At 69.4% G+C, this 17518-nt stretch carries 15 protein-coding genes and 1 pseudogene; 8 read left to right on the top strand and 8 right to left on the bottom strand.

Going from position 1 to position 17518, the window contains the following annotated elements; all coding sequences use genetic code 11:
- Window positions 1–7: 7 nt before the first annotated feature.
- From ABEA43_RS33870 to ABEA43_RS33860, 3 genes are all read left to right on the top strand, one after another.
- Entirely contained in the window at window positions 8–403 is a 396-nt protein-coding gene (locus ABEA43_RS33870) for a (deoxy)nucleoside triphosphate pyrophosphohydrolase (RefSeq protein WP_345568311.1), read from the top strand.
- A gap of 63 nt (window positions 404–466) precedes the next feature.
- A complete protein-coding gene (locus ABEA43_RS33865; RefSeq protein WP_345568309.1) occupies window positions 467–2329 on the top strand; it encodes a hypothetical protein in 1863 nt (620 codons plus the stop codon).
- A 75-nt stretch (window positions 2330–2404) separates the two neighbouring features.
- Window positions 2405–3706 carry a hypothetical protein gene (locus ABEA43_RS33860; protein ID WP_345568307.1) on the top strand — a complete coding sequence of 434 codons (1302 nt, stop codon included), beginning with the start codon at window positions 2405–2407 and terminating at the stop codon, window positions 3704–3706.
- Between the two features lie 54 nt (window positions 3707–3760).
- Here the strand turns inward: ABEA43_RS33860 and ABEA43_RS33855 are convergent, their stop codons facing one another.
- The 7 genes from ABEA43_RS33855 to ABEA43_RS33825 all read right to left on the bottom strand — a co-directional run bounded on the left by ABEA43_RS33855 (window position 3761) and on the right by ABEA43_RS33825 (window position 11083).
- Complete coding sequence (locus ABEA43_RS33855; RefSeq protein WP_345568305.1) at window positions 3761–4513, bottom strand: succinate dehydrogenase/fumarate reductase iron-sulfur subunit; 753 nt, start codon at window positions 4511–4513, stop codon at window positions 3761–3763.
- Window positions 4510–6411 (bottom strand): fumarate reductase/succinate dehydrogenase flavoprotein subunit, encoded by a 1902-nt coding sequence (locus tag ABEA43_RS33850; RefSeq protein ID WP_345568303.1) that lies wholly within the window; start codon window positions 6409–6411, stop codon window positions 4510–4512. The genes ABEA43_RS33855 and ABEA43_RS33850 overlap by 4 nt, the downstream gene beginning before the upstream one ends.
- A gap of 12 nt (window positions 6412–6423) precedes the next feature.
- Window positions 6424–7209, bottom strand: coding sequence for a hypothetical protein (locus ABEA43_RS33845; protein WP_345568301.1), 786 nt, complete (start codon window positions 7207–7209; stop codon window positions 6424–6426).
- A 193-nt stretch (window positions 7210–7402) separates the two neighbouring features.
- Window positions 7403–7852: a response regulator gene (locus ABEA43_RS33840; protein WP_345568299.1), complete on the bottom strand. Its 450-nt coding sequence runs from the start codon at window positions 7850–7852 to the stop codon at window positions 7403–7405.
- Entirely contained in the window at window positions 7845–8990 is a 1146-nt protein-coding gene (locus tag ABEA43_RS33835) for a sensor histidine kinase (RefSeq protein WP_345568297.1), read from the bottom strand. The genes ABEA43_RS33840 and ABEA43_RS33835 overlap by 8 nt, the downstream gene beginning before the upstream one ends.
- On the bottom strand, window positions 8987–10120 hold the full coding sequence (locus ABEA43_RS33830; RefSeq protein WP_345568295.1) for a PP2C family protein-serine/threonine phosphatase: 1134 nt from the start codon (window positions 10118–10120) through the stop codon (window positions 8987–8989). Before ABEA43_RS33830 ends, ABEA43_RS33835 begins: the two co-directional genes overlap by 4 nt.
- Window positions 10121–10153: 33 nt before the next feature.
- A complete protein-coding gene (locus ABEA43_RS33825; protein ID WP_345568293.1) occupies window positions 10154–11083 on the bottom strand; it encodes a LysR family transcriptional regulator in 930 nt (309 codons plus the stop codon).
- Window positions 11084–11334: 251 nt separating this feature from the next.
- Here ABEA43_RS33825 and ABEA43_RS33820 point away from each other — a divergent pair, with 251 nt between their 5' ends.
- The 3 genes from ABEA43_RS33820 to ABEA43_RS33810 are packed head-to-tail and all read left to right on the top strand — an operon-like array spanning window position 11335 to window position 14623.
- Window positions 11335–11967: a succinate dehydrogenase cytochrome b subunit gene (locus ABEA43_RS33820; RefSeq protein ID WP_425570397.1), complete on the top strand. Its 633-nt coding sequence runs from the start codon at window positions 11335–11337 to the stop codon at window positions 11965–11967.
- On the top strand, window positions 11964–13886 hold the full coding sequence (locus ABEA43_RS33815) for a fumarate reductase/succinate dehydrogenase flavoprotein subunit (protein WP_345568290.1): 1923 nt from the start codon (window positions 11964–11966) through the stop codon (window positions 13884–13886). Before ABEA43_RS33820 ends, ABEA43_RS33815 begins: the two co-directional genes overlap by 4 nt.
- A complete protein-coding gene (locus tag ABEA43_RS33810) occupies window positions 13883–14623 on the top strand; it encodes a succinate dehydrogenase/fumarate reductase iron-sulfur subunit (RefSeq protein WP_138697137.1) in 741 nt (246 codons plus the stop codon). Before ABEA43_RS33815 ends, ABEA43_RS33810 begins: the two co-directional genes overlap by 4 nt.
- Before the next feature lie 520 nt (window positions 14624–15143).
- Here ABEA43_RS33810 and tnpA read toward each other — a convergent pair.
- Window positions 15144–15542, bottom strand: a pseudogene (gene tnpA, locus ABEA43_RS33805) (IS200/IS605 family transposase).
- A 43-nt stretch (window positions 15543–15585) separates the two neighbouring features.
- Between tnpA and ABEA43_RS33800 the strand changes: the two are divergent.
- Both ABEA43_RS33800 and ABEA43_RS33795 read left to right on the top strand, forming a co-directional pair.
- Window positions 15586–16737 carry an RNA-guided endonuclease InsQ/TnpB family protein gene (locus ABEA43_RS33800; RefSeq protein ID WP_345568287.1) on the top strand — a complete coding sequence of 384 codons (1152 nt, stop codon included), beginning with the start codon at window positions 15586–15588 and terminating at the stop codon, window positions 16735–16737.
- A gap of 130 nt (window positions 16738–16867) precedes the next feature.
- Complete coding sequence (locus ABEA43_RS33795) at window positions 16868–17386, top strand: histidine phosphatase family protein (protein ID WP_345568285.1); 519 nt, start codon at window positions 16868–16870, stop codon at window positions 17384–17386.
- Window positions 17387–17518: the final 132 nt, after the last annotated feature.

Here is a 17518-nt window from a genome sequence, read left to right as displayed (position 1 = left end):
TCAACGCATGAGCACGGTCGTGGTCGTGGCCGCAGTGATCGTCGCGGAGGGGCGCCGGGTGCTGGCCGCCCAGCGTGCCGAGCCCCCCGCCCTCGCCGGCGGGTGGGAGTTCCCCGGCGGGAAGGTGGATCCGGGCGAGAGCGAGGAAGAGGCGCTGGTCCGGGAGTGCCGGGAGGAGCTCGGCGTCGAGGTCGCGGTAGGTCTGCGGGTGGGTGGCGACTGGCCGTTGTCCGAGGGGTACGTGCTGCGGGTCTGGATGTGCTCGCTGGCCGCCGGCGTGCCCGAGGCCAGGGAGCATCTGGCGCTGCGGTGGCTGGGGCCCGGGGAGTACTACGAGGTGGAGTGGCTGGGGGCCGATCTGCCCATCATGAAGACTGTGGAGAATCTGCTCGAACGTGATTAGCTAGTCCCTCTCTGTGACAGAATGGCTACTAGGCGTTATTTGTCATGGCGGGGGAGAAGTGTGATGCGGCGGCGGGGCTGGGTCATCGGCGGGGCGTTGGTCCTGGGCGCGGTGCCCTCCGTGCCCGTGGCGGCGGCCGGCGTGTCGCTGGTGCTCGAACGAGTGGGCGGCGACGGTGCGGGGAAGTGGATCAGGACGGGGGACGTCCAGCGGTTCCGGGTGCGGCTGAACGGGATGGCCCACGGGGTCAGGGTGGCGGTGGCCGCGAGCCCGGTGGAGGCGCTGGGCGAGGTGGCGTGCGTGCCGTCGCTCGCGCGGGGGCCCCGCGAGGCGGCCGGTGCCGTGGCCGAGGACGTGCGGGGCGGCGGGGCGGTGGCGGGTCCGTCGGACGCGAGCCCGCCCGTTGCGGCGCCGGCGGGTGTTACGGGGCCAGCTGATAGGGCCGGCTCCGGTGCCGCGGCGGCGGGGGCGCTTGCTATGCAGGCGCTGGGCCCGGCGAGGAGCACGGCGGGGAGTACGGCGGGGAGCCCGGCGGGGAGTACGACGGGGAGCCCAGTGAGGGGCGCGATGGAGGGTCTGACGCTGGGCACGGTGGCGGGCGCGATGGGGAGCATCGCGGGAGGCTCGGCTGTGGGCGCGGCCGGGGCTAAGAGCCCGCTGCCGCCGTCAGGGGCGCGGGTGTGCGCGCTGGGCGACGTGTCCGGCTCCCATGCCGTGGACGTGACGCTCACCGCGCCTGCCGGGGCGAAGAGGGTGGTGCTCGCGGCGGTGGCCAGGATGCAGGCCCCCTCGGGCGGCGAGTTGACGACCGTGAGCAAGACGGCCGCTCTGAGGGTCGCCGGACGCGCCATGACGTTCAGCGGCACGGCGGTACGCGTGCACCCCAGCGAAGCGGCCCGGCCGGGCGTGGGACGCAGGCAGTCCGCCACGGCCGAGACGGTGGGCGGCAAGCCCGCCGGAGCGCCCACGGACGCGCACCGGCCTGCCGGGACCGGGCGGGCGGATCGGCCCGGCGGCAGGGCCGGAGCGGCGGGCAGTCCCGGCGACGCACGCAAGGCACAGCAGGCCGGTACGGGGCTCGGACAGTCCCACGAGGCCGGGGCGCGATCGCGCGGGGCCGTGACGGCGCTACCAGGCGAGGCCGGAGCGCGGGAATCGCGCGGGGCTGCGGCGGGGCGGTCGGGCGGTGCTGGAGCGCGGCATTCGCGCGAGGCTGGGACGGGGCGATCCGGTGCTGGGGCGCGGCATTCGCGCGGGGCCCTTGCGGGACGGCCAGGCACGGCCGGGGACAGCGCTGGGGTGGACAGCGGGATCTTGCGGCTGCCGGCGGCGGTGCCTCCGCAGACCTCGGTGCCGTCTGCGGAAGGAGCCCCCGGTGTCTCGGGGCAGGTGCTTGCCGTGCCGCAGCAGGCTGCGGCCGGTGCGGCGCCACAGGCGTCCGGTGGCGCCGTCCCACAGGTGGCGCCTGGCGTGGGACGGCAGGCGGCCACCGGTGCGGGATCACAGGCTGCGGGGTCGCAGGCGGTTCCTGGCGTGACGCAGGGGACCGTGGGCGGCTTGGTGCCGCAGCCGGAGGCCGGTTTGGTGCCGCAGGTGCCCGGAGCGGGGGAACAGGCCTTGCCCGGTGCCACGCAGGCCGCTGGGGCGGGGGCGCAGGGCGTGCCCGGTGGCACGGAGGCCGCCGGGGCGGGGGAGCGGGCCGTGGCTGGGGTGGTGCCGCTCAGTGAGGAGGCGGCGCGGGCGGTGGCGCCGTTGCCGTGGGAGATGGCCGTGTCCGCGAAGCGGGTTCAGCCTGTCGCCAGGGTCAGTTCCTTGGACGGTCCGAGAGGTTTCGCGATGGCCGCAGGAGGGATCGGAGTGCTGCTGGGGGCCCTGTGGCTCATTGGCACGGTACAACGGGGCCGTAAAGGGAGAAAGGTGTTGTAATTCCGTCTTTACTGTTACTTTTACCCGGCTAGTATTCCCTTTGACCAAGGTTCCGGGACTAGGCGGAGGACACCGGTGGCACGCACGCGAGCGACGGCCGTGTCCGCGATCGTCCTGGCGCTCGGCTTGGCCGGCGCCGGCGTCACCCCGTTCATCGTGCAGAGCGCGAACGCGTCCGTGTCGGCCTACGACCCGGTCGACCCCTGCGACGTCGGCGATGAGTGCGAGACCTCGCCCGAGACGACGGTGACGATCACCACGACGCTGGGCACGCCGACTCCCGAGGACACGCCGGAGACGACGATCACGAAGACCGTCACCGCGACCCCGACGAAGAAGACCAAGGCCCCCACGCCGACGAAGACCACCACGCCCCCGGCGAGCACCCCGCAGGACACCCCCACCCAGAACCTCCAGCCGCTGCCCACGCAGAGCGTCGAGGTGCCCGCCGCCTCGGTGACGCCGACCGTCGAGCCGTCCGTGGAGATGCCGGCCATCGCGCCGACCGAGACGACCGCCGCCCCGCTGCCGAGCGATACGCCGCCCGCCTCCTCCGAGGCGGTGCCGCTGGAGCTGCGTAACGCGGCGCCCGAGTTCGACCAGCGGACGCTGACGCAGAAGCTCAGCATCCCGGCCCTGGTGCTCGTCCTGCTCGCGCTCTTCGCCGTGCTGATCTTCGAGGGCCGGTTGCGCCGGATGGCCCACGCGGCGGCCGTACGCAAGGCCGGGCCGCAGATGGGCAGCCCGATGGGTGGGGCGGCCATGCCGCCGGGTGGCGGTTACCCCTCGGGGCCCGGTTACGCCAAGGCGGGCTTCCCGGCCCCCGGATATCCGGGCGGGACGGCGTACGCGCCGATCATCAGCTTCGTACCGGTGCAGACCTACCCGACCGGGCAGCCCCAGTACGGCGGCTACCAGGACCCCGGCCACCCCTACCCGCACCAGGGCTACGCGCAGGAGCCGCCGGCGGCCCCGCAGGAGCCCGTGGTGCTGCATCCGGACGAGTTCGACTCCTACAGCCATGAGCCGCCGAAGCAGAGCGAGTACCGCGACCCGTTCGAGCCGCTTTTGCCCGCGGTGGCGCCGCCGGCGGACATCCCGCCGGGCGGCGCGAGCCCGTACGAGGACGAGGGCCAGGAGCGCCCGCTCGGCCCCGTGTCAGCGGCGGAGCAGGGCGACTCGGAGCCCTGGGGACCGGGACCGTCGCTGTTCCAGCCGGCCGGTACGCAGGACTACGAGCCGCCGCCCTACCTGGCGCCGGACGAGGACGTGACGGCCGTCCAGCCGCTGCCTCCGCAACAGGAGCAGCAGCAGCCGCAGGAGCCGACCAAGGAGATGCCGGACCCCAAGCGCAAGCGCTGGGGCAGATCGAAGTAGCGAACGCACATGAAAGCCGGGGCCGGCATCGGCCCCGGCTTTCGTTTCCGCCTCTTACTTGGCGCGCTTGAAGATCTTGTTGCCGAGCCACACCAGCGGGTCGTACTTCCGGTCGGCCACGCGCTCCTTCATCGGGATCAGCGCGTTATCGGTGATCTTGATGTGCTCGGGGCAGACCTCGGTGCAGCACTTGGTGATGTTGCAGTAGCCGAGCCCGTGCTCCTCCTGGGCCGCCTCCTGCCGGTCCGCCACGTCGTACGGGTGCATGTCCAGCTCGGCGATCCGCATGAGGAAGCGGGGACCGGAGAAGTTGGACTTGTTCTCCTCGTGGTCGCGGATCACGTGGCAGACGTTGTTGCACATGAAGCACTCGATGCACTTGCGGAACTCCTGCGAGCGCTCGACGTCGACCTGCTTCATCCGGTACTCGCCGGGCCGCACGCCCTCCGGCGGCGTGAAGGACGGGATTTCCCGGGCCTTCTGGTAGTTGTACGACACGTCGGTCACGAGGTCCTTGATGACCGGGAAGGTCCGCATGGGCGTGACCGTGATGGTCTCGTCCTCCTCGAACGTCGACATGCGCGTCATACAGCCCAGCCGCGGCTTGCCGTTGATCTCCATGCTGCACGAGCCGCACTTGCCGGCCTTGCAGTTCCAGCGCACCGCCAGGTCAGGCGCCTGGGTGGCCTGGAGCCGGTGGATGATGTCGAGGACGACCTCGCCCTCGTTCACCTCGACGGTGAAGTCCTCGAGCTTGCCCTCGCCGCCCTCACCCCGCCAGACCTTGAACTTTGCCTTGTAGCTCATGACTTCGCTATCCCGTCGAACTCGGCCATCTCTTCGTCGGTGAGGTACTTCTTCAGCTCGTCCCTGTCGAAGAGGCTGATCAGGTCGTCCCGCATGGACGGCTGGAGCTTCTCCTCGACCTTGACGGCGGAGCCGTCCTCGGTGGAGCAGACGAGCAGCTTGCGGCGCCAGACCGGGTTCATCCCCGGGAAGTCGTCGCGGGTGTGACCGCCGCGGCTCTCCTGGCGCAGCAGCGCGGCCCTGGCCACGCACTCCGACACCAGCACCATGTTGCGCAGGTCGATCGCGAGGTGCCAGCCGGGGTTGTAGATGCGCGAGCCGGCCGCCCCGACGAGCTCCACGCGCTCCCTGAGCTTCTCCACGACCCCCAGGGCCTCCGAGACCTCCTCGGCCTTACGGATGATGCCGACCAGGTCGTTCATGGTCCGCTGGAGCTCCTGGTGGACCTCATAGGGGTTCTCGCCGCTGCGGCCCAGGGGCGCCAGGGCCTCTTCGCGGGCCTCCGCCACGAGCTCCGCCGCGACCTTGGGCCTGGCGGCCAGCCCGTCGACGTACGCCGACGCGCCCGCGCCCGCCCGGCGCCCGAACACCAGCAGGTCGGACAGCGAGTTGCCGCCCAGCCGGTTGGAGCCGTGCATGCCGCCGGAGACCTCCCCGGCCGCGAACAGACCAGGGACCGCCGCCGCACCGGTGTCGGCGTCCACCTCGACGCCGCCCATGATGTAGTGGCAGGTCGGGCCCACCTGCATGGGCTCGGCGGTGATGTCGACGTCGGCCAGCTCCTTGAACTGGTGGTGCATCGACGGCAGCCGCTTCTTGATCTCCTCGGCGGGGAGCCGGGTGGAGACGTCGAGGAACACGCCGCCCTGGGGTGAGCCGCGACCGGCCTTCACCTCGGCGTTGATCGCGCGGGCCACCTCGTCACGCGGCAGCAGCTCCGGCGGGCGCCGGTTGTTGGCCTGGTCGGTGTACCAGCGGTCGCCCTCCTCCTCGCTGGTCGCGTACTTGTCCTTGAACACCTCGGGGATGTAGTCGAACATGAAGCGCTTGCCCTCGGAGTTGCGCAGCACGCCGCCGTCGCCCCGTACGGACTCGGTGACCAGGATGCCGCGCACGGACGGCGGCCAGACCATCCCCGTGGGGTGGAACTGGATGAACTCCATGTTGATCAGGTTCGCGCCGGCGAGGAGGGCGAGGGCGTGGCCGTCGCCGGTGTACTCCCAGGAGTTGGAGGTGACGACGTACGACTTGCCGATGCCGCCGGTGGCGAGGACCACGGCCGGTGCGTCGAAGAGCACGAGGTTGCCGGTCTCGCGCCAGTAGCCGAACGCGCCGGAGATCGCGTCGCCGTCCTTGAGCAGCCGCGTGATCGTGCACTCTTGGAAGACCTTGATGTAGGCCTCGTAGTCGCCGTGCGTCTCGTAGTCCTCCTGCTGGAGCGCGACGACGCGCTGCTGCAGGGTGCGGATCAGCTCCAGCCCGGTACGGTCGCCCACGTGCGCGAGCCGCGGGTATTCGTGCCCGCCGAAGTTCCGCTGGCTGATCCTGCCGTCCTTGGTGCGGTCGAACAGCGCGCCCCAGGCCTCCAGCTCCCAGACGCGGTCAGGCGCCTCCTTGGCGTGCAGCTCGGCCATCCGCCAGTTGTTGAGGAACTTGCCGCCCCGCATGGTGTCACGGAAGTGCACCATCCAGTTGTCGTCGGAGTTGACGTTGCCCATCGCGGCGGCGGCGCCGCCCTCGGCCATGACGGTGTGCGCCTTGCCGAACAGCGACTTGCAGACGATCGCCGTCTTCTTGCCCTGCTGGCGGGCCTCGATCGCGGCACGCAGACCGGCGCCGCCCGCGCCGATGACGACGACGTCGTACTCGTGGCGCTCTGTGTTAAGCGAGTTTTCCACTGAAGCTGGTCCTTACGCGTACGGGAAGGCGATGATGCCCTTGGCCACCAGGCGGACGTACAGGTCGGCGCCCATGACGGAGAACATCGAGGCCCACGCGAGGGGTTGGTGCTTGGCGTTGAGCTTGGACACGAACGTCCAGGCCCGATACCGCAGCGGGTGACGGGAGAAGTGGTTGAGCCGGCCCGCGGTGATGTGCCTGCAGGAGTGGCACGACAGCGAGTAGGCGTTGATCAGGACGGCGTTGAGCACCAGGATCCAGGTGCCCAGGCCGTCCGGCTTGTGGATGAGCGCCAGGACGGCGTCGTAGGCCAGGATGAGGCCGATCACGATGGCCGCGTAGAAGAAGTACCTGTGGACGTTCTGCAGGATCAGCGGGAAGCGCCGCTCGCCGGTGTACTTGCCGTGCGGCTCCTGGACGGCGCAGGCCGGAGGCGAGAGCCAGAACGAGCGATAGTACGACTTACGGTAGTAATAGCAGGTCAGCCGGAACCCGCCGGGCAGGCCGAGAATCAGCAGCCCCGGTGGCAAGGTGTACCAGTCGCCGATCGGCGCCCAGCCGAACAACCGCGCGCCCTCCGGGCACGCCGTGCTCAGACAGGGCGAGGAGAACGGGGCTATGTAGGGATCGACGAAATAGCTGTTGTCGATGATGGCCCATACACCGTAGACGAGGAACGAGCTGAGCCCGAGGAACGTCAGTAGCGGGACCAGCCACCATCTGTCGGTGCGCAGGGTGCGCACCTTGACTTGCGCACGCTGCCTTCTGACCGGAGCGTCGGGCGTCGTCTGGGTCATCTCGGACCTCTCCACCTCCCGCGGACCCGTCGCGCAGGGGGTCCGTGGCTTTCGTTTCGCTGGGCGCGCATACGGCTTGCATCCGCTCAGGCGCGCATTGGTGGGGGATACGTTACGACGACCGCATCGACATTTGTGAGCGGGGTCACTCACTTTTTCGATGACCCGCTGTGATTCCTGTCACGTATGCCCGTCAGAGGCGCTGCCCCTGGACCGGCAACTTAACCACAGTCACAAAGAAATCATCGATTTGCCGGACAACCCGGATAAATTGCTCAAAATCCACCGGTTTGGACACGTATGCGTTGGCGTGCAGCCGGTAGCTGTGCAAGATGTCCTCCTCCGCCTCCGACGTCGTCAGGATCACCACCGGGATCGTCCGCAACGCGGCGTCGGCCTTGACTTCGGACAGCACCTCCATGCCGCTCATCCTGGGCAGGTTGAGGTCGAGCAGGATCAGGTCGGGGCGCGGCACGGTGGCGAAGGAGCCCTCCCGGCGAAGGAAGGCCATCGCCTGCTCGCCGTCGTTGACCACGTGCAGCCGGTTGCGCACCTTGTTGAGGTCGAAGGCCTCCTTGGTGAGCAGGATGTCACCCTGGTCGTCCTCCACCAGGAGGACCTCGATCGGGCGCCAGTCAGTCATCGTCGTCTCCAGCCGCGGGTAGCGTCCAGCGGAAGGTCGCGCCCTGGCCCGGCGTGCTGCCGTCGAGCCAGAGCTGTCCGCCGTGATACTCGACGATCTTGCGGCAGAGTGCCAGTCCGATGCCAGTCCCCGGATACACGTCGCGGGGATGGAGCCGCTGGAAGATGAGGAAGATGCGGTCGGCGTACTTCTGCTCGACCCCGATGCCGTTGTCCGCGCAGCTGAACTCCCACATGGCGCCGGCGCGTACCGCCCCGATGTGGATGCGCGGCGGCTCCTCGGAGCGGAACTTGACGGCGTTCTCGATCAGGTTCTGGAAGAGCTGCGTGAGCTGCAGCCGGTTGGCGGTGACGGCGGGCAGGTCGTCCCTGGTGACGGTGGTCCCGGTGTCCTCGATCGTGGCCGAGAGGTTCTCCAGCGCCGTGTCCAGCGCCGCGCCCGACTCGACGGCGCTCTTCTCGCCGGTGACCCGGCCGACCCTGGAGAAGTCGAGCAGGTCGTTGATCAGGAGTTGCATGCGCTTGGCGCCGTCGACCGCGTAGTGGATGTACTGCTTGGCCCGCTCGTCGAGCTGCGGGCCGTAGCGCTGCTCCAGCATCTGCGTGAAGCTGGCGACCTTGCGCAGCGGCTCCTGGAGGTCGTGGCTGGCCACGTACGCGAACTGCTCCAGCTCGCCGTTCGACCTGCGCAGCTCGTCGGCCTGGTCGGCGGCCACCCGCCAGGCCGAGACGACCCGCGCGCGCATGGAGTCGATGTGGCTGGACAGCTCCGCCAGCTCCGCCGGTCTGTCGACGTGCAGGGTGTGGTCGAAGTCGCCGCCGGCGACCGTACGGACTTGTTCGGTGAGCTGGGCGATGGGCTTCAGCACGGCGTGGCGGACGATGAGCGCGAGCCCGGCGCCGCAGGCGAGCAGCACCGCGAACAGCACGATCAGCGCCACGTTCAGCCGTCCGAGCTGCGCGGTCATCTCCGGGCGCGGCTGCAGCTCCATGGCCTGCCCGAGCAGCACCATGATGACCACGGATCCGGCGGCGAACGTGACGCCGGCCACCGCCCCGATGAACAGGAACCAGCGGGCGACCGGCAGCTTGCCGAGGCCCGTCGGCTCCCTGGGGGGCGGCAGCGGGTGAATGCTCATGCTCTCCTCCTGCTGACCAGGACCACGGCCAGATCGTCGCTCAGTGTGCCCACGTGCGTGATCAGCCGGTCGAGGTCGATCGAGCCGTGCTCGCGTACGAGATCGATCAGGCCGTCCACGCCCAGGAGCTCGTGGCGCTCGCCCACTGACGCCTCGATCAGGCCGTCGGTATAGAGCATGATGGACCACTTGTCGCCCAGCGGCACCTCGATCGCCGACCATTCCGCGTCGGGGAAGATCCCGAGCGGCGGGCCGGACGGGCCGCCGGCGAGCACCTCGACGGCCCCGTCGCGCACCAGCACCGGTGGCGGGTGGCCGACCACGCGTAACGTGGCGTGCCGCAGATCGGGGGAGATCGTGGCCATGCACAGCGTGGTGAAGATCTCGGGGGCCTTGCGTTCGGCCCGCAGCAGGGCGTCGAGCGTGCGCAGGAGGGTGTCGCCGGTCTGCCCGGCCAGCACCAGCGTGCGCCAGGCGATGCGCAGCGCCACGCCCAGCGCGGCCTCGTCGGGCCCGTGGCCGCACACGTCACCGACCACGACGTGCACCGAGCCGTCCGGGGTCTGCACCGTGTCGAGGAAGTCGCCGGCCAGCGTCCCGCCGCTGCCCGGCAGGTATCGCGTCGTGTGCTCGATCTCGGCGGTGTGCAGCAGCGCGACGGGCAGCAGGCCGCTCTGCAGCCTGGCGTTCTCCTTGGCGGTCAGCTCGGCCTGGACGAGCCTGAGCTGGGCCAGGTCGGCGCGCTTGCGCTCCATCGCGTACCGGATGGCCCTGGCCAGCAGCCGCGCGTCGATGTCCTGCTTGACCAGGTAGTCCTGGGCTCCCGCCTGGACGGCGGCGACGCCCACGTGCACGTCCCTGAGACCGGTGAGCACCAGCACGGCCGCGTGCGGCGCCAGCCCCAGCACCTCCTCCAGCGCCTCCAGGCGGCTGGCGTCGGGCAGCGAGAGATCGACGAGCACGCACTGGATCTTGGTGGTCAGCTTGGTCTTGGCCTCGTGCAGACTGCGCGCCCGGAAGATGTCGGGGGGCGCGTCGGCCTCGGCCAGCAGCTCCTCGACGAGGAATGCGTCGCCGTCATCGTCCTCGATGAGGAGCAGCGTCAGCGTTTCGGAAAGATTTGCCGTCACACACGCCTCACCGGAGAGTCGGACCGTTCATGCTCATTCTGCGATGAGTTCGACCCCTTGCGGAAGCGTGCCTTCATGCCCGGCTTCCACCACGAACGACAAAAGGATCTCCCTGAACGTCTGGGCGGCCCGGGTCAGCTCGACGTCCTTGCGGTGGGCCAGCGCGATCGTCCTGCTCAGCCCGGGCGGCGCGAGCGGCGTGCCGGACAGCCCCGGACGCCCGTCGAGCACCATCGAGGGAACCACGGCCACGCCGAGCCCCGCCTCCACGAATCGCAGGACGGCGTCCATCTCCCCGCCCTGCACCGCGAACCGGGGCTCGAACCCGGCCTGCCGGCACGCCGCCAGCGTCGCCTCCCGCAGGTCGTAGCCGCGCCTGAACATCACCATCGGCCGGCCGCGCAGGTCCCCGATCTCCAGGTACGGGCCCCGCGGCTGTTCGTGGGAGGGCGCGACGACCACGAGGTTCTCCCGCAGGATCTCCTCGGTCACCAGGGAGGGGTCGTCGCTCTGCAGCGGCATGATGATCAGCGACAGGTCGAGCTGCCCCCTGGCCAGCGCCCTGACCAGGTCGCGCGAGCCGCCCTCCTCGACCAGCAGCTCGATCCCCGGGTACGCGCCGTGGAAGCGCGCCAGCGCGTCGGCCAGCAGCCCGGCGCAGAGCGAGGGCGTGGCTCCGAGGCGCACCCGGCCCCTGCGCAGCCCGGCGAGCTCGGCCACCTCCTGCCGCGCGGTGCCGGCGTCGGCCAGGATCCGGCGGGCCAGCGGCAGCAGCGCCTCGCCCGCCGGGGTCAGCGTGACGTTGCCGCGCGCGCGGGAGAACAGCGGCGCGCCGAGGTCGGTCTCCAGGGCCTTGATCTGCTTGCTGAGGGAGGGCTGGGCGACCCGCATGCGCTCGGCCGCCTGAGTGAAGTGCCTGGTCTCCGCCACCGCGACGAAGTACGCGAGCTGCTGCAACTGCATGTGATATTCCTCGCACCGGCCGGGTCGCCGGGCCCCTGGGACCGTACAAACCTAGGAATCATAGCCCATGGCTATCGAAACCAGATCGATGATGACTTGGACGGATCATCCCAGGTTACGTAGCTTCTGAAGACGTGACTGCCACGATAGAACGCGGGTCCGCTACCGCGCCTGTTACCGCTCCCAAGAACGCTCCAACGCGCAAGAGGTCCGGCGGGTTCCTGGGCTCGTCGAACGGCAAGAAAGTCGTCATGGCCGTCACAGGGGCCGTGATGGTGACCTTCCTGATCCTCCACATGCTGGGGAACCTCAAGATCTTCCTCGGCCGTGACTCCTTCAACGAGTACGCCCACGCGCTGCGCACGCTGCTGGAGCCGATCGCGCCCTACCGCACGGTCCTGACGATCCTGGAGATCGGGCTCGTCGTCTCCGTCGTCCTGCACATGTGGGCCGCGATCTCGCTGGCCCGCCGCGCGCACAAGGCCAGGCCGGTCAAGTACGTGGCCAAGAAGTCGCAGGCCGGCGGCTACACGACGCACATCATGCGGTTCGGCGGCCTGACGATCCTGTTCTTCGTGGTCTGGCACCTGCTCGACCTCACCTTCGGCCTCGTGAACCCCAAGGGCTTCGACTCCGCCCCGGCCGACCGGATGATCGCCGGGTTCGATCCGTCCCGGTGGTGGGTCACCCTCATCTACCTGGTGGCCGTCGTCATGGTCGGCCTGCACCTGCGGCACGGGATCTGGAGCGCCTTCCAGACGCTCGGCTGGGCCAACCGCGCCCGCTACAAGGCACTGAAGGCGAGCGCAGTCCTGGTCTCGGCGGTCCTGGTCATCGGGTTCCTGGCGCCGCCTCTCGCGATCACGTTCGGAGTTGTGAAGTGAAGTACACCCAGGGCTCGGAGATCCGGGACGAGAAGGCTCCCGCCGGTCCCATCGAGGAGCGGTGGGAGAAGCGCAAGTTCGGGGCGAAGCTGGTCAACCCGGCCAACAAGCGCAAGCTCAACGTGATCGTGGTCGGCACCGGCCTGGCCGGCGGGTCCGCCGCCGCCACGCTGGGCGAGCTGGGCTACAACGTCAAGTCGTTCTGCTACCAGGACACGCCGCGCCGCGCGCACTCCATCGCCGCGCAGGGCGGGATCAACGCCGCGAAGAACTACCGCGGCGACGGCGACAGCATCTACCGCCTCTTCTACGACACGGTCAAGGGCGGCGACTTCCGCGCCCGCGAGTCGAACGTCTACCGCCTCGCCCAGGTCTCGGTGAACATCATCGACCAGGCCGTCGCCCAGGGCGTGCCGTTCGCCCGCGAATACGGCGGCCTGCTCGACACGCGCTCCTTCGGCGGCGCCCAGGTCTCGCGTACGTTCTACGCCCGCGGCCAGACGGGGCAGCAGTTGCTGCTGGGGGCGTACCAGGCGCTGGAGCGGCAGATCGCGGCCGGGACCGTGGAGATGCACACCCGGCACGAGATGCTCGACCTGATCATCTCCGACGGGCGGGCGCGCGGCGTCATCGTGCGCGACATGGTGACGGGCGAGATCGAGCGCCACCTCGCCGACGCCGTGGTGCTGGCCACGGGCGGCTACGGGAACGTGTTCTTCCTGTCCACGAACGCCAAGGGCTGCAACACCACGGCGATCTGGCGGGCGCACGAGCGCGGCGCGTACTTCGCCAACCCCTGCTACACGCAGATCCACCCGACCTGCATCCCGGTGTCGGGCGAGTACCAGTCGAAGCTGACGCTGATGTCGGAGTCGCTGCGCAACGACGGCCGCGTCTGGGTGCCGTTGCTCAAGAACGACACGCGCGCCCCCGGGGACATCCCGGAGGAGGAGCGCGACTACTACCTGGAGCGGATCTATCCCGCTTTCGGCAACCTCGTCCCCCGGGACATCGCCTCCCGCGCCGCCAAGAACGTCTGCGACGAGGGCCGCGGCGTCGGCCCCGGCGGGCTGGGCGTGTACCTGGACTTCCGCGACGCGATCGGCCGGCTCGGGCGCGACGCCGTGGAGAAGAAGTACGGCAACCTCTTCGAGATGTACGAGCGCATCACCGGTGAGAACCCGTACGACCTGCCGATGCGCATCTACCCGGCCGTCCACTACACGATGGGCGGCCTGTGGGTGGACTACGACCTGCAGTCGACGATCCCCGGCCTCTTCGTCATCGGTGAGGCGAACTTCTCCGACCACGGCGCGAACCGCCTCGGCGCATCGGCGCTGATGCAGGGCCTCGCCGACGGATATTTCGTCCTTCCCACCACCATCGGTGACTATCTCGCGAACGGCCCTTACGGCGACGTCGACGAGGAGGCCGTGGCGGAGGCCGAGATCAAGGTCCGGACCAGGATCGACCGGCTCATGTCCGTGAACGGCACCCGTACCCCTGACTCCTTCCACCGCGAGCTGGGCAAGCTCATGTGGGACTACTGCGGCATGGAGCGCACCGAGGAGTCGCTGCGCAAGGCGCTGGAGCGCATCCCCGAGTTGCGGGCGGAGTTCTGGCAGAACGTCAAGGTGTCGGGCGCCCCCGAGGAGCTGAACCAGGTCCTGGAGAAGGCCGGGCGGGTCGCGGACTTCTTCGACCTGGCCGAGCTCATGTGCCTGGACGCCCTGGTCCGCACGGAGTCCTGCGGCGGCCACTTCCGCGCGGAGTCCCAGGACGCCGACGGCGAGGCGCTGCGCGACGACGAGAGCTTCGCGCACGTCTCGGCGTGGGAGTTCTCCGGTGACGGGCCGGTGCTGCACAAGGAATCGCTCGAGTACGAGTACGTCAAGATGACCCAGCGGAGCTACAAGTGAACCTGACCCTTAAGGTCTGGCGCCAGAGCGATCCTTCCTCCTCGGGAAAGATGGTGACCTACCGGGTGGAGGACGTGTCCCCGGACATGTCGTTCCTGGAGATGCTGGACGTCCTCAACGAGCGCCTCATCCTGGAGGGCGACGACCCGATCGCCTTCGACCACGACTGCCGCGAAGGCATCTGCGGCATGTGCGGCATGGTCATCAACGGCGTGGCGCACGGCGAGCAGCGCGCCACCACGACGTGCCAGCTCCACATGCGCCACTTCGAGGACGGCGCCACGATCACCATCGAGCCGTGGCGCGCGGCCCCGTTCCCCGTGGTCAAGGACCTCGTGGTGGACCGGAGCGCGTTCGACCGGATCATCCAGGCCGGCGGCTTCGTCTCGGTCCCGGCCGGCTCGGCCCCTGACGCCCACAGCATCCCCGTACGCAAGGAGGACGCGGACTCGGCCTTCGACGCGGCGACCTGCATCGGCTGCGGCGCGTGCGTGGCGGCCTGCCCCAACGGCTCGGCCTCCCTCTTCACCGCCGCCAAGATCACCCACCTGAGCCTGCTCCCCCAGGGCCAGCCGGAACGCCTGTCGCGCGCGAAGGCGATGGTGGACCAGATGGACGCCGAGGGGTTCGGCGGGTGCACGAACACGGGGGAGTGCACGGCGGTGTGCCCGAAGGGGATTCCGCTGGACACGATCGCGCAGATGAACAGCGACTACCTGAAGGCCAACGCCAAGTAGGCCCGCCTGGCTCACCCCCCCCGTTGCCCGGTTACCGGGTGGGCCGCCTGACACCCGCCCCGAGCGATCGGTCTTCGCTCGGGGCGCTTCGCGCATTCGGGGCTCAGGCTGTCCTTTGGGCGCCTGCCGGCGCAAACCTCGCCTTCGGCGACTCGGCCCGCCCGTTGCCCGGTTACCGGGTGGGCCATCTGATGCCCACCCAGGACGGGCTTCGCCCCGGGACGGGCTTCGCCCCCGGGAGGGCTGCGCCTCCCGGCAGGGCTGCGCCTTCGGGAGGGCTGCGCCTTCGGGAGGGCTGCGCCGTGGGACGGGCTTCGTCCCGAGGGGGCAGCGCGCGGGGAGGGCTTCGCCTTCGTGCCCGGGAGAGCTTCGCTCTGGCACGCGGCGACAGAGCCCGTGATCGCCGAAATTCAGCCGAATCTGGCGTGGAACCCCGGGCGTTTACGCCTGGGAGGAAACGACAGCGCGGGAGAGCCTCCAGGCCCGAGCGGTGCCGTGACGGCTGGTTTGCGTGAGCGGCTCAGCCCGGTCGTTTCTGGTTCTCGATGTGCTCTTCGATGATCGACAAGGGCGCGCCGCCGCAGGAGGCGGCGAAGTAGCCGGGCGATGAGAAATGCCCGCCCCACAGCGGCGGACATGAGCGCCGTACTCCTTGCGCAGCAGCCGAGCGGAGACGCCTTTAAGAGAGTTGGCCGGCGTCGAGAGCGCGATCTTGGACGGGTGGTGAACCAGCAGATGGACATGGTCGTGCTCGCCGTTGAACGCGACCAGCCCGGCGCCGAAGCTGTCGCACACCTCGATCATGATTTCTGCACAGCGGCGCAGAAGCCGGCCGGTGAACACTCCACGCCCGGTATGTGGGTGTGAAGACCAAAATGAGCACGCAGGGGTAGACGACGGCTCGACACCCTGCGCATATCGGGGTTCGGTTCCCATCGCGGTGACATAGGCCAAACGGTAGTGTGTTCGATGTGAAGCTGGTGGTACAGGTGCGACTCCTGCCGACGCCCGAGCAGGCGGCGGCGCTGGAGGCGACCCTGCGCGCGGTCAACGCCGCCGCCTGCCATGTTTCCGCGCAGGCCTACGACCAGCAGACCTTCCGCAACTACGACCTGCGCAAGCACACCTACACCCGTATCAAGGACCGGTACGGGCTGGCCGCCCAGGCCGCGCAGCACGTCATCAAGAAGGTCGCCGACGCCTACGCCACCCTGCACGCCACCCTGCGGGCCGGGAACCTGGGACAGCCAGGCTCGCCACGCCGGATCCGCGCCACCTCCAAGCCGATCACCTTCCGGCCGGATGCGGCCCAGCCCTACGACGACCGGTGCCTGTCCTGGCAGATCGATGTCCGCACCGTATCGATCTGGACCGTGGCGGGCCGCGTGAGAAACATGGCGTTCACCGCCTCGCCCGAGCAGATCACGATGCTGTCGGCACACCGCAAGGGTGAATCGGACCTGCTTTTCCGGGACGGCATGTGGTTCCTGATCGCCACCTGCGACCTGCCCGACCGGCCGGTGACCGTCCCGGACGGCTTCCTGGGCGTGGACCTGGGCATCGTCAACATCGCCACCACCAGCACCGGCAGCCGACATTGCGGCAAGGCCTTGAACGCGGTCCGCCACCGCCGGCGCGAGTTGCGCCGCCGGTTGCAGGCCAAGCAGACCAAGTCCGCCAAACGGCTGCTGAAAAAGCGGCGCCGGGCCGAGGCGCGGTTCGCCGCCAACACCAATCATGTCATCGCCAAGCAGATCGTGACCGAGGCAGAACGCACCGGACGAGGGATCGCCCTGGAAGACCTCCGGGGCATCCGCGACCGGGTACGGCTTCGCAAGCCCCAGCGGGTCACGCTGCATTCCTGGAGCTTCCACCAACTGGGCAGTTTCCTGGGCTACAAGGCGGCCCGCGCCGGGGTCGCCGTCATCCACGTCGATCCGGCTTTCACCTCCCAGCAATGCTCCTCGTGCGGGCATGTGGACCGCAGGAACCGGCTCGATCAAGCCTCTTTCTCGTGTACGTCGTGCGGCTTCGCTGAGCATGCCGATGTCAACGCAGCCCGCAACATCGCCTCGCGCGGTGTGGCGGGCTGGGCAGTGAGTCACGCTGCCTGACGCGGACCAGACCGTCGACGCCATCGACGGCGAGGAGCTGCAAGCTCGGTCGTTTACGGCCGAGAAGCTGACAGAACTCGCGGCGCATTAAGATCACTCAAGTACAGCCTCCTACATGAAGAGCTCACTCATGCGCACCCTTCACGTCGTCACCCATCCGGAGGCGGCACACCACGTCGAGAGGGTCGTCGGCGGCTGGCATGATTCGCAACTGACACCGGCCGGCCTCAGCACGGCAACCTCCATTGCCCAAGCGCTGCGGACCCGGATCCCGGACGGCGCCGATGTCGAGCTGTTCTCGTCGGATCTGCAGCGCACCCGGCAGACGGCCGAGAAGGTCGCCGAGCTGTTCGGCGTGCAACCGATCCTGGACCGCAGACTGCGGGAGAAATCCTACGGAGAGGCGGGGGGAAGGCCGCAGGAGTGGCTGGACCAACGATTCGTCCCGCCGCCGGCTGCCGGGGAGCGGTTGGAGCACGACGAGGGCCTGGATGGTGCTGAGACCAAGGCGGTATTGGCGCAGCGCATCTACGCGGCCATGGACGAGATCTTGCAGAGGCCCTGCGAACGCCAGATCATCGTGACGCACGGTGGCTCCCTGACCTTTGTCGTGGCGTCCTGGATCAAGATGCCGATCGAGGCGGTCTGATATGCCAGTTTCCGGGTGCCATCCGGAAGTATCACCACGCTGCACGAAGACGACTTCTTCCACAACCGCGCGGTCGTCAACCTCGGCGACATCCGCCATATCGACTCCGCCAAAGCCGGCTGACCTCACCTC

This window comes from Nonomuraea rosea (genome assembly GCF_039539705.1).
Classification (GTDB): domain Bacteria; phylum Actinomycetota; class Actinomycetes; order Streptosporangiales; family Streptosporangiaceae; genus Nonomuraea; species Nonomuraea rosea.
The sequence above is the reverse complement of the archived record's forward strand: the minus strand, read 5'-3'. Positions and strand labels throughout refer to the sequence as shown.

Bases quoted from the DNA above. Each gene is read 5' to 3' on its own strand.
- ABEA43_RS33870 (WP_345568311.1), top strand. From the start codon at position 8: ATGAGCACGGTCGTGGTCGTGGCCGCAGTGATCGTCGCGGAGGGGCGC.
- ABEA43_RS33865 (WP_345568309.1), top strand. From the start codon at position 467: ATGCGGCGGCGGGGCTGGGTCATCGGCGGGGCGTTGGTCCTGGGCGCG.
- ABEA43_RS33855 (WP_345568305.1), bottom strand. From the start codon at position 4,513: ATGAGCTACAAGGCAAAGTTCAAGGTCTGGCGGGGTGAGGGCGGCGAG.
- ABEA43_RS33845 (WP_345568301.1), bottom strand. From the start codon at position 7,209: ATGACCCAGACGACGCCCGACGCTCCGGTCAGAAGGCAGCGTGCGCAA.
- ABEA43_RS33840 (WP_345568299.1), bottom strand. From the start codon at position 7,852: ATGACTGACTGGCGCCCGATCGAGGTCCTCCTGGTGGAGGACGACCAG.
- ABEA43_RS33835 (WP_345568297.1), bottom strand. From the start codon at position 8,990: ATGAGCATTCACCCGCTGCCGCCCCCCAGGGAGCCGACGGGCCTCGGC.
- ABEA43_RS33825 (WP_345568293.1), bottom strand. From the start codon at position 11,083: ATGCAGTTGCAGCAGCTCGCGTACTTCGTCGCGGTGGCGGAGACCAGG.
- ABEA43_RS33820 (WP_425570397.1), top strand. From the start codon at position 11,335: ATGGCCGTCACAGGGGCCGTGATGGTGACCTTCCTGATCCTCCACATG.
- ABEA43_RS33795 (WP_345568285.1), top strand. From the start codon at position 16,868: ATGCGCACCCTTCACGTCGTCACCCATCCGGAGGCGGCACACCACGTC.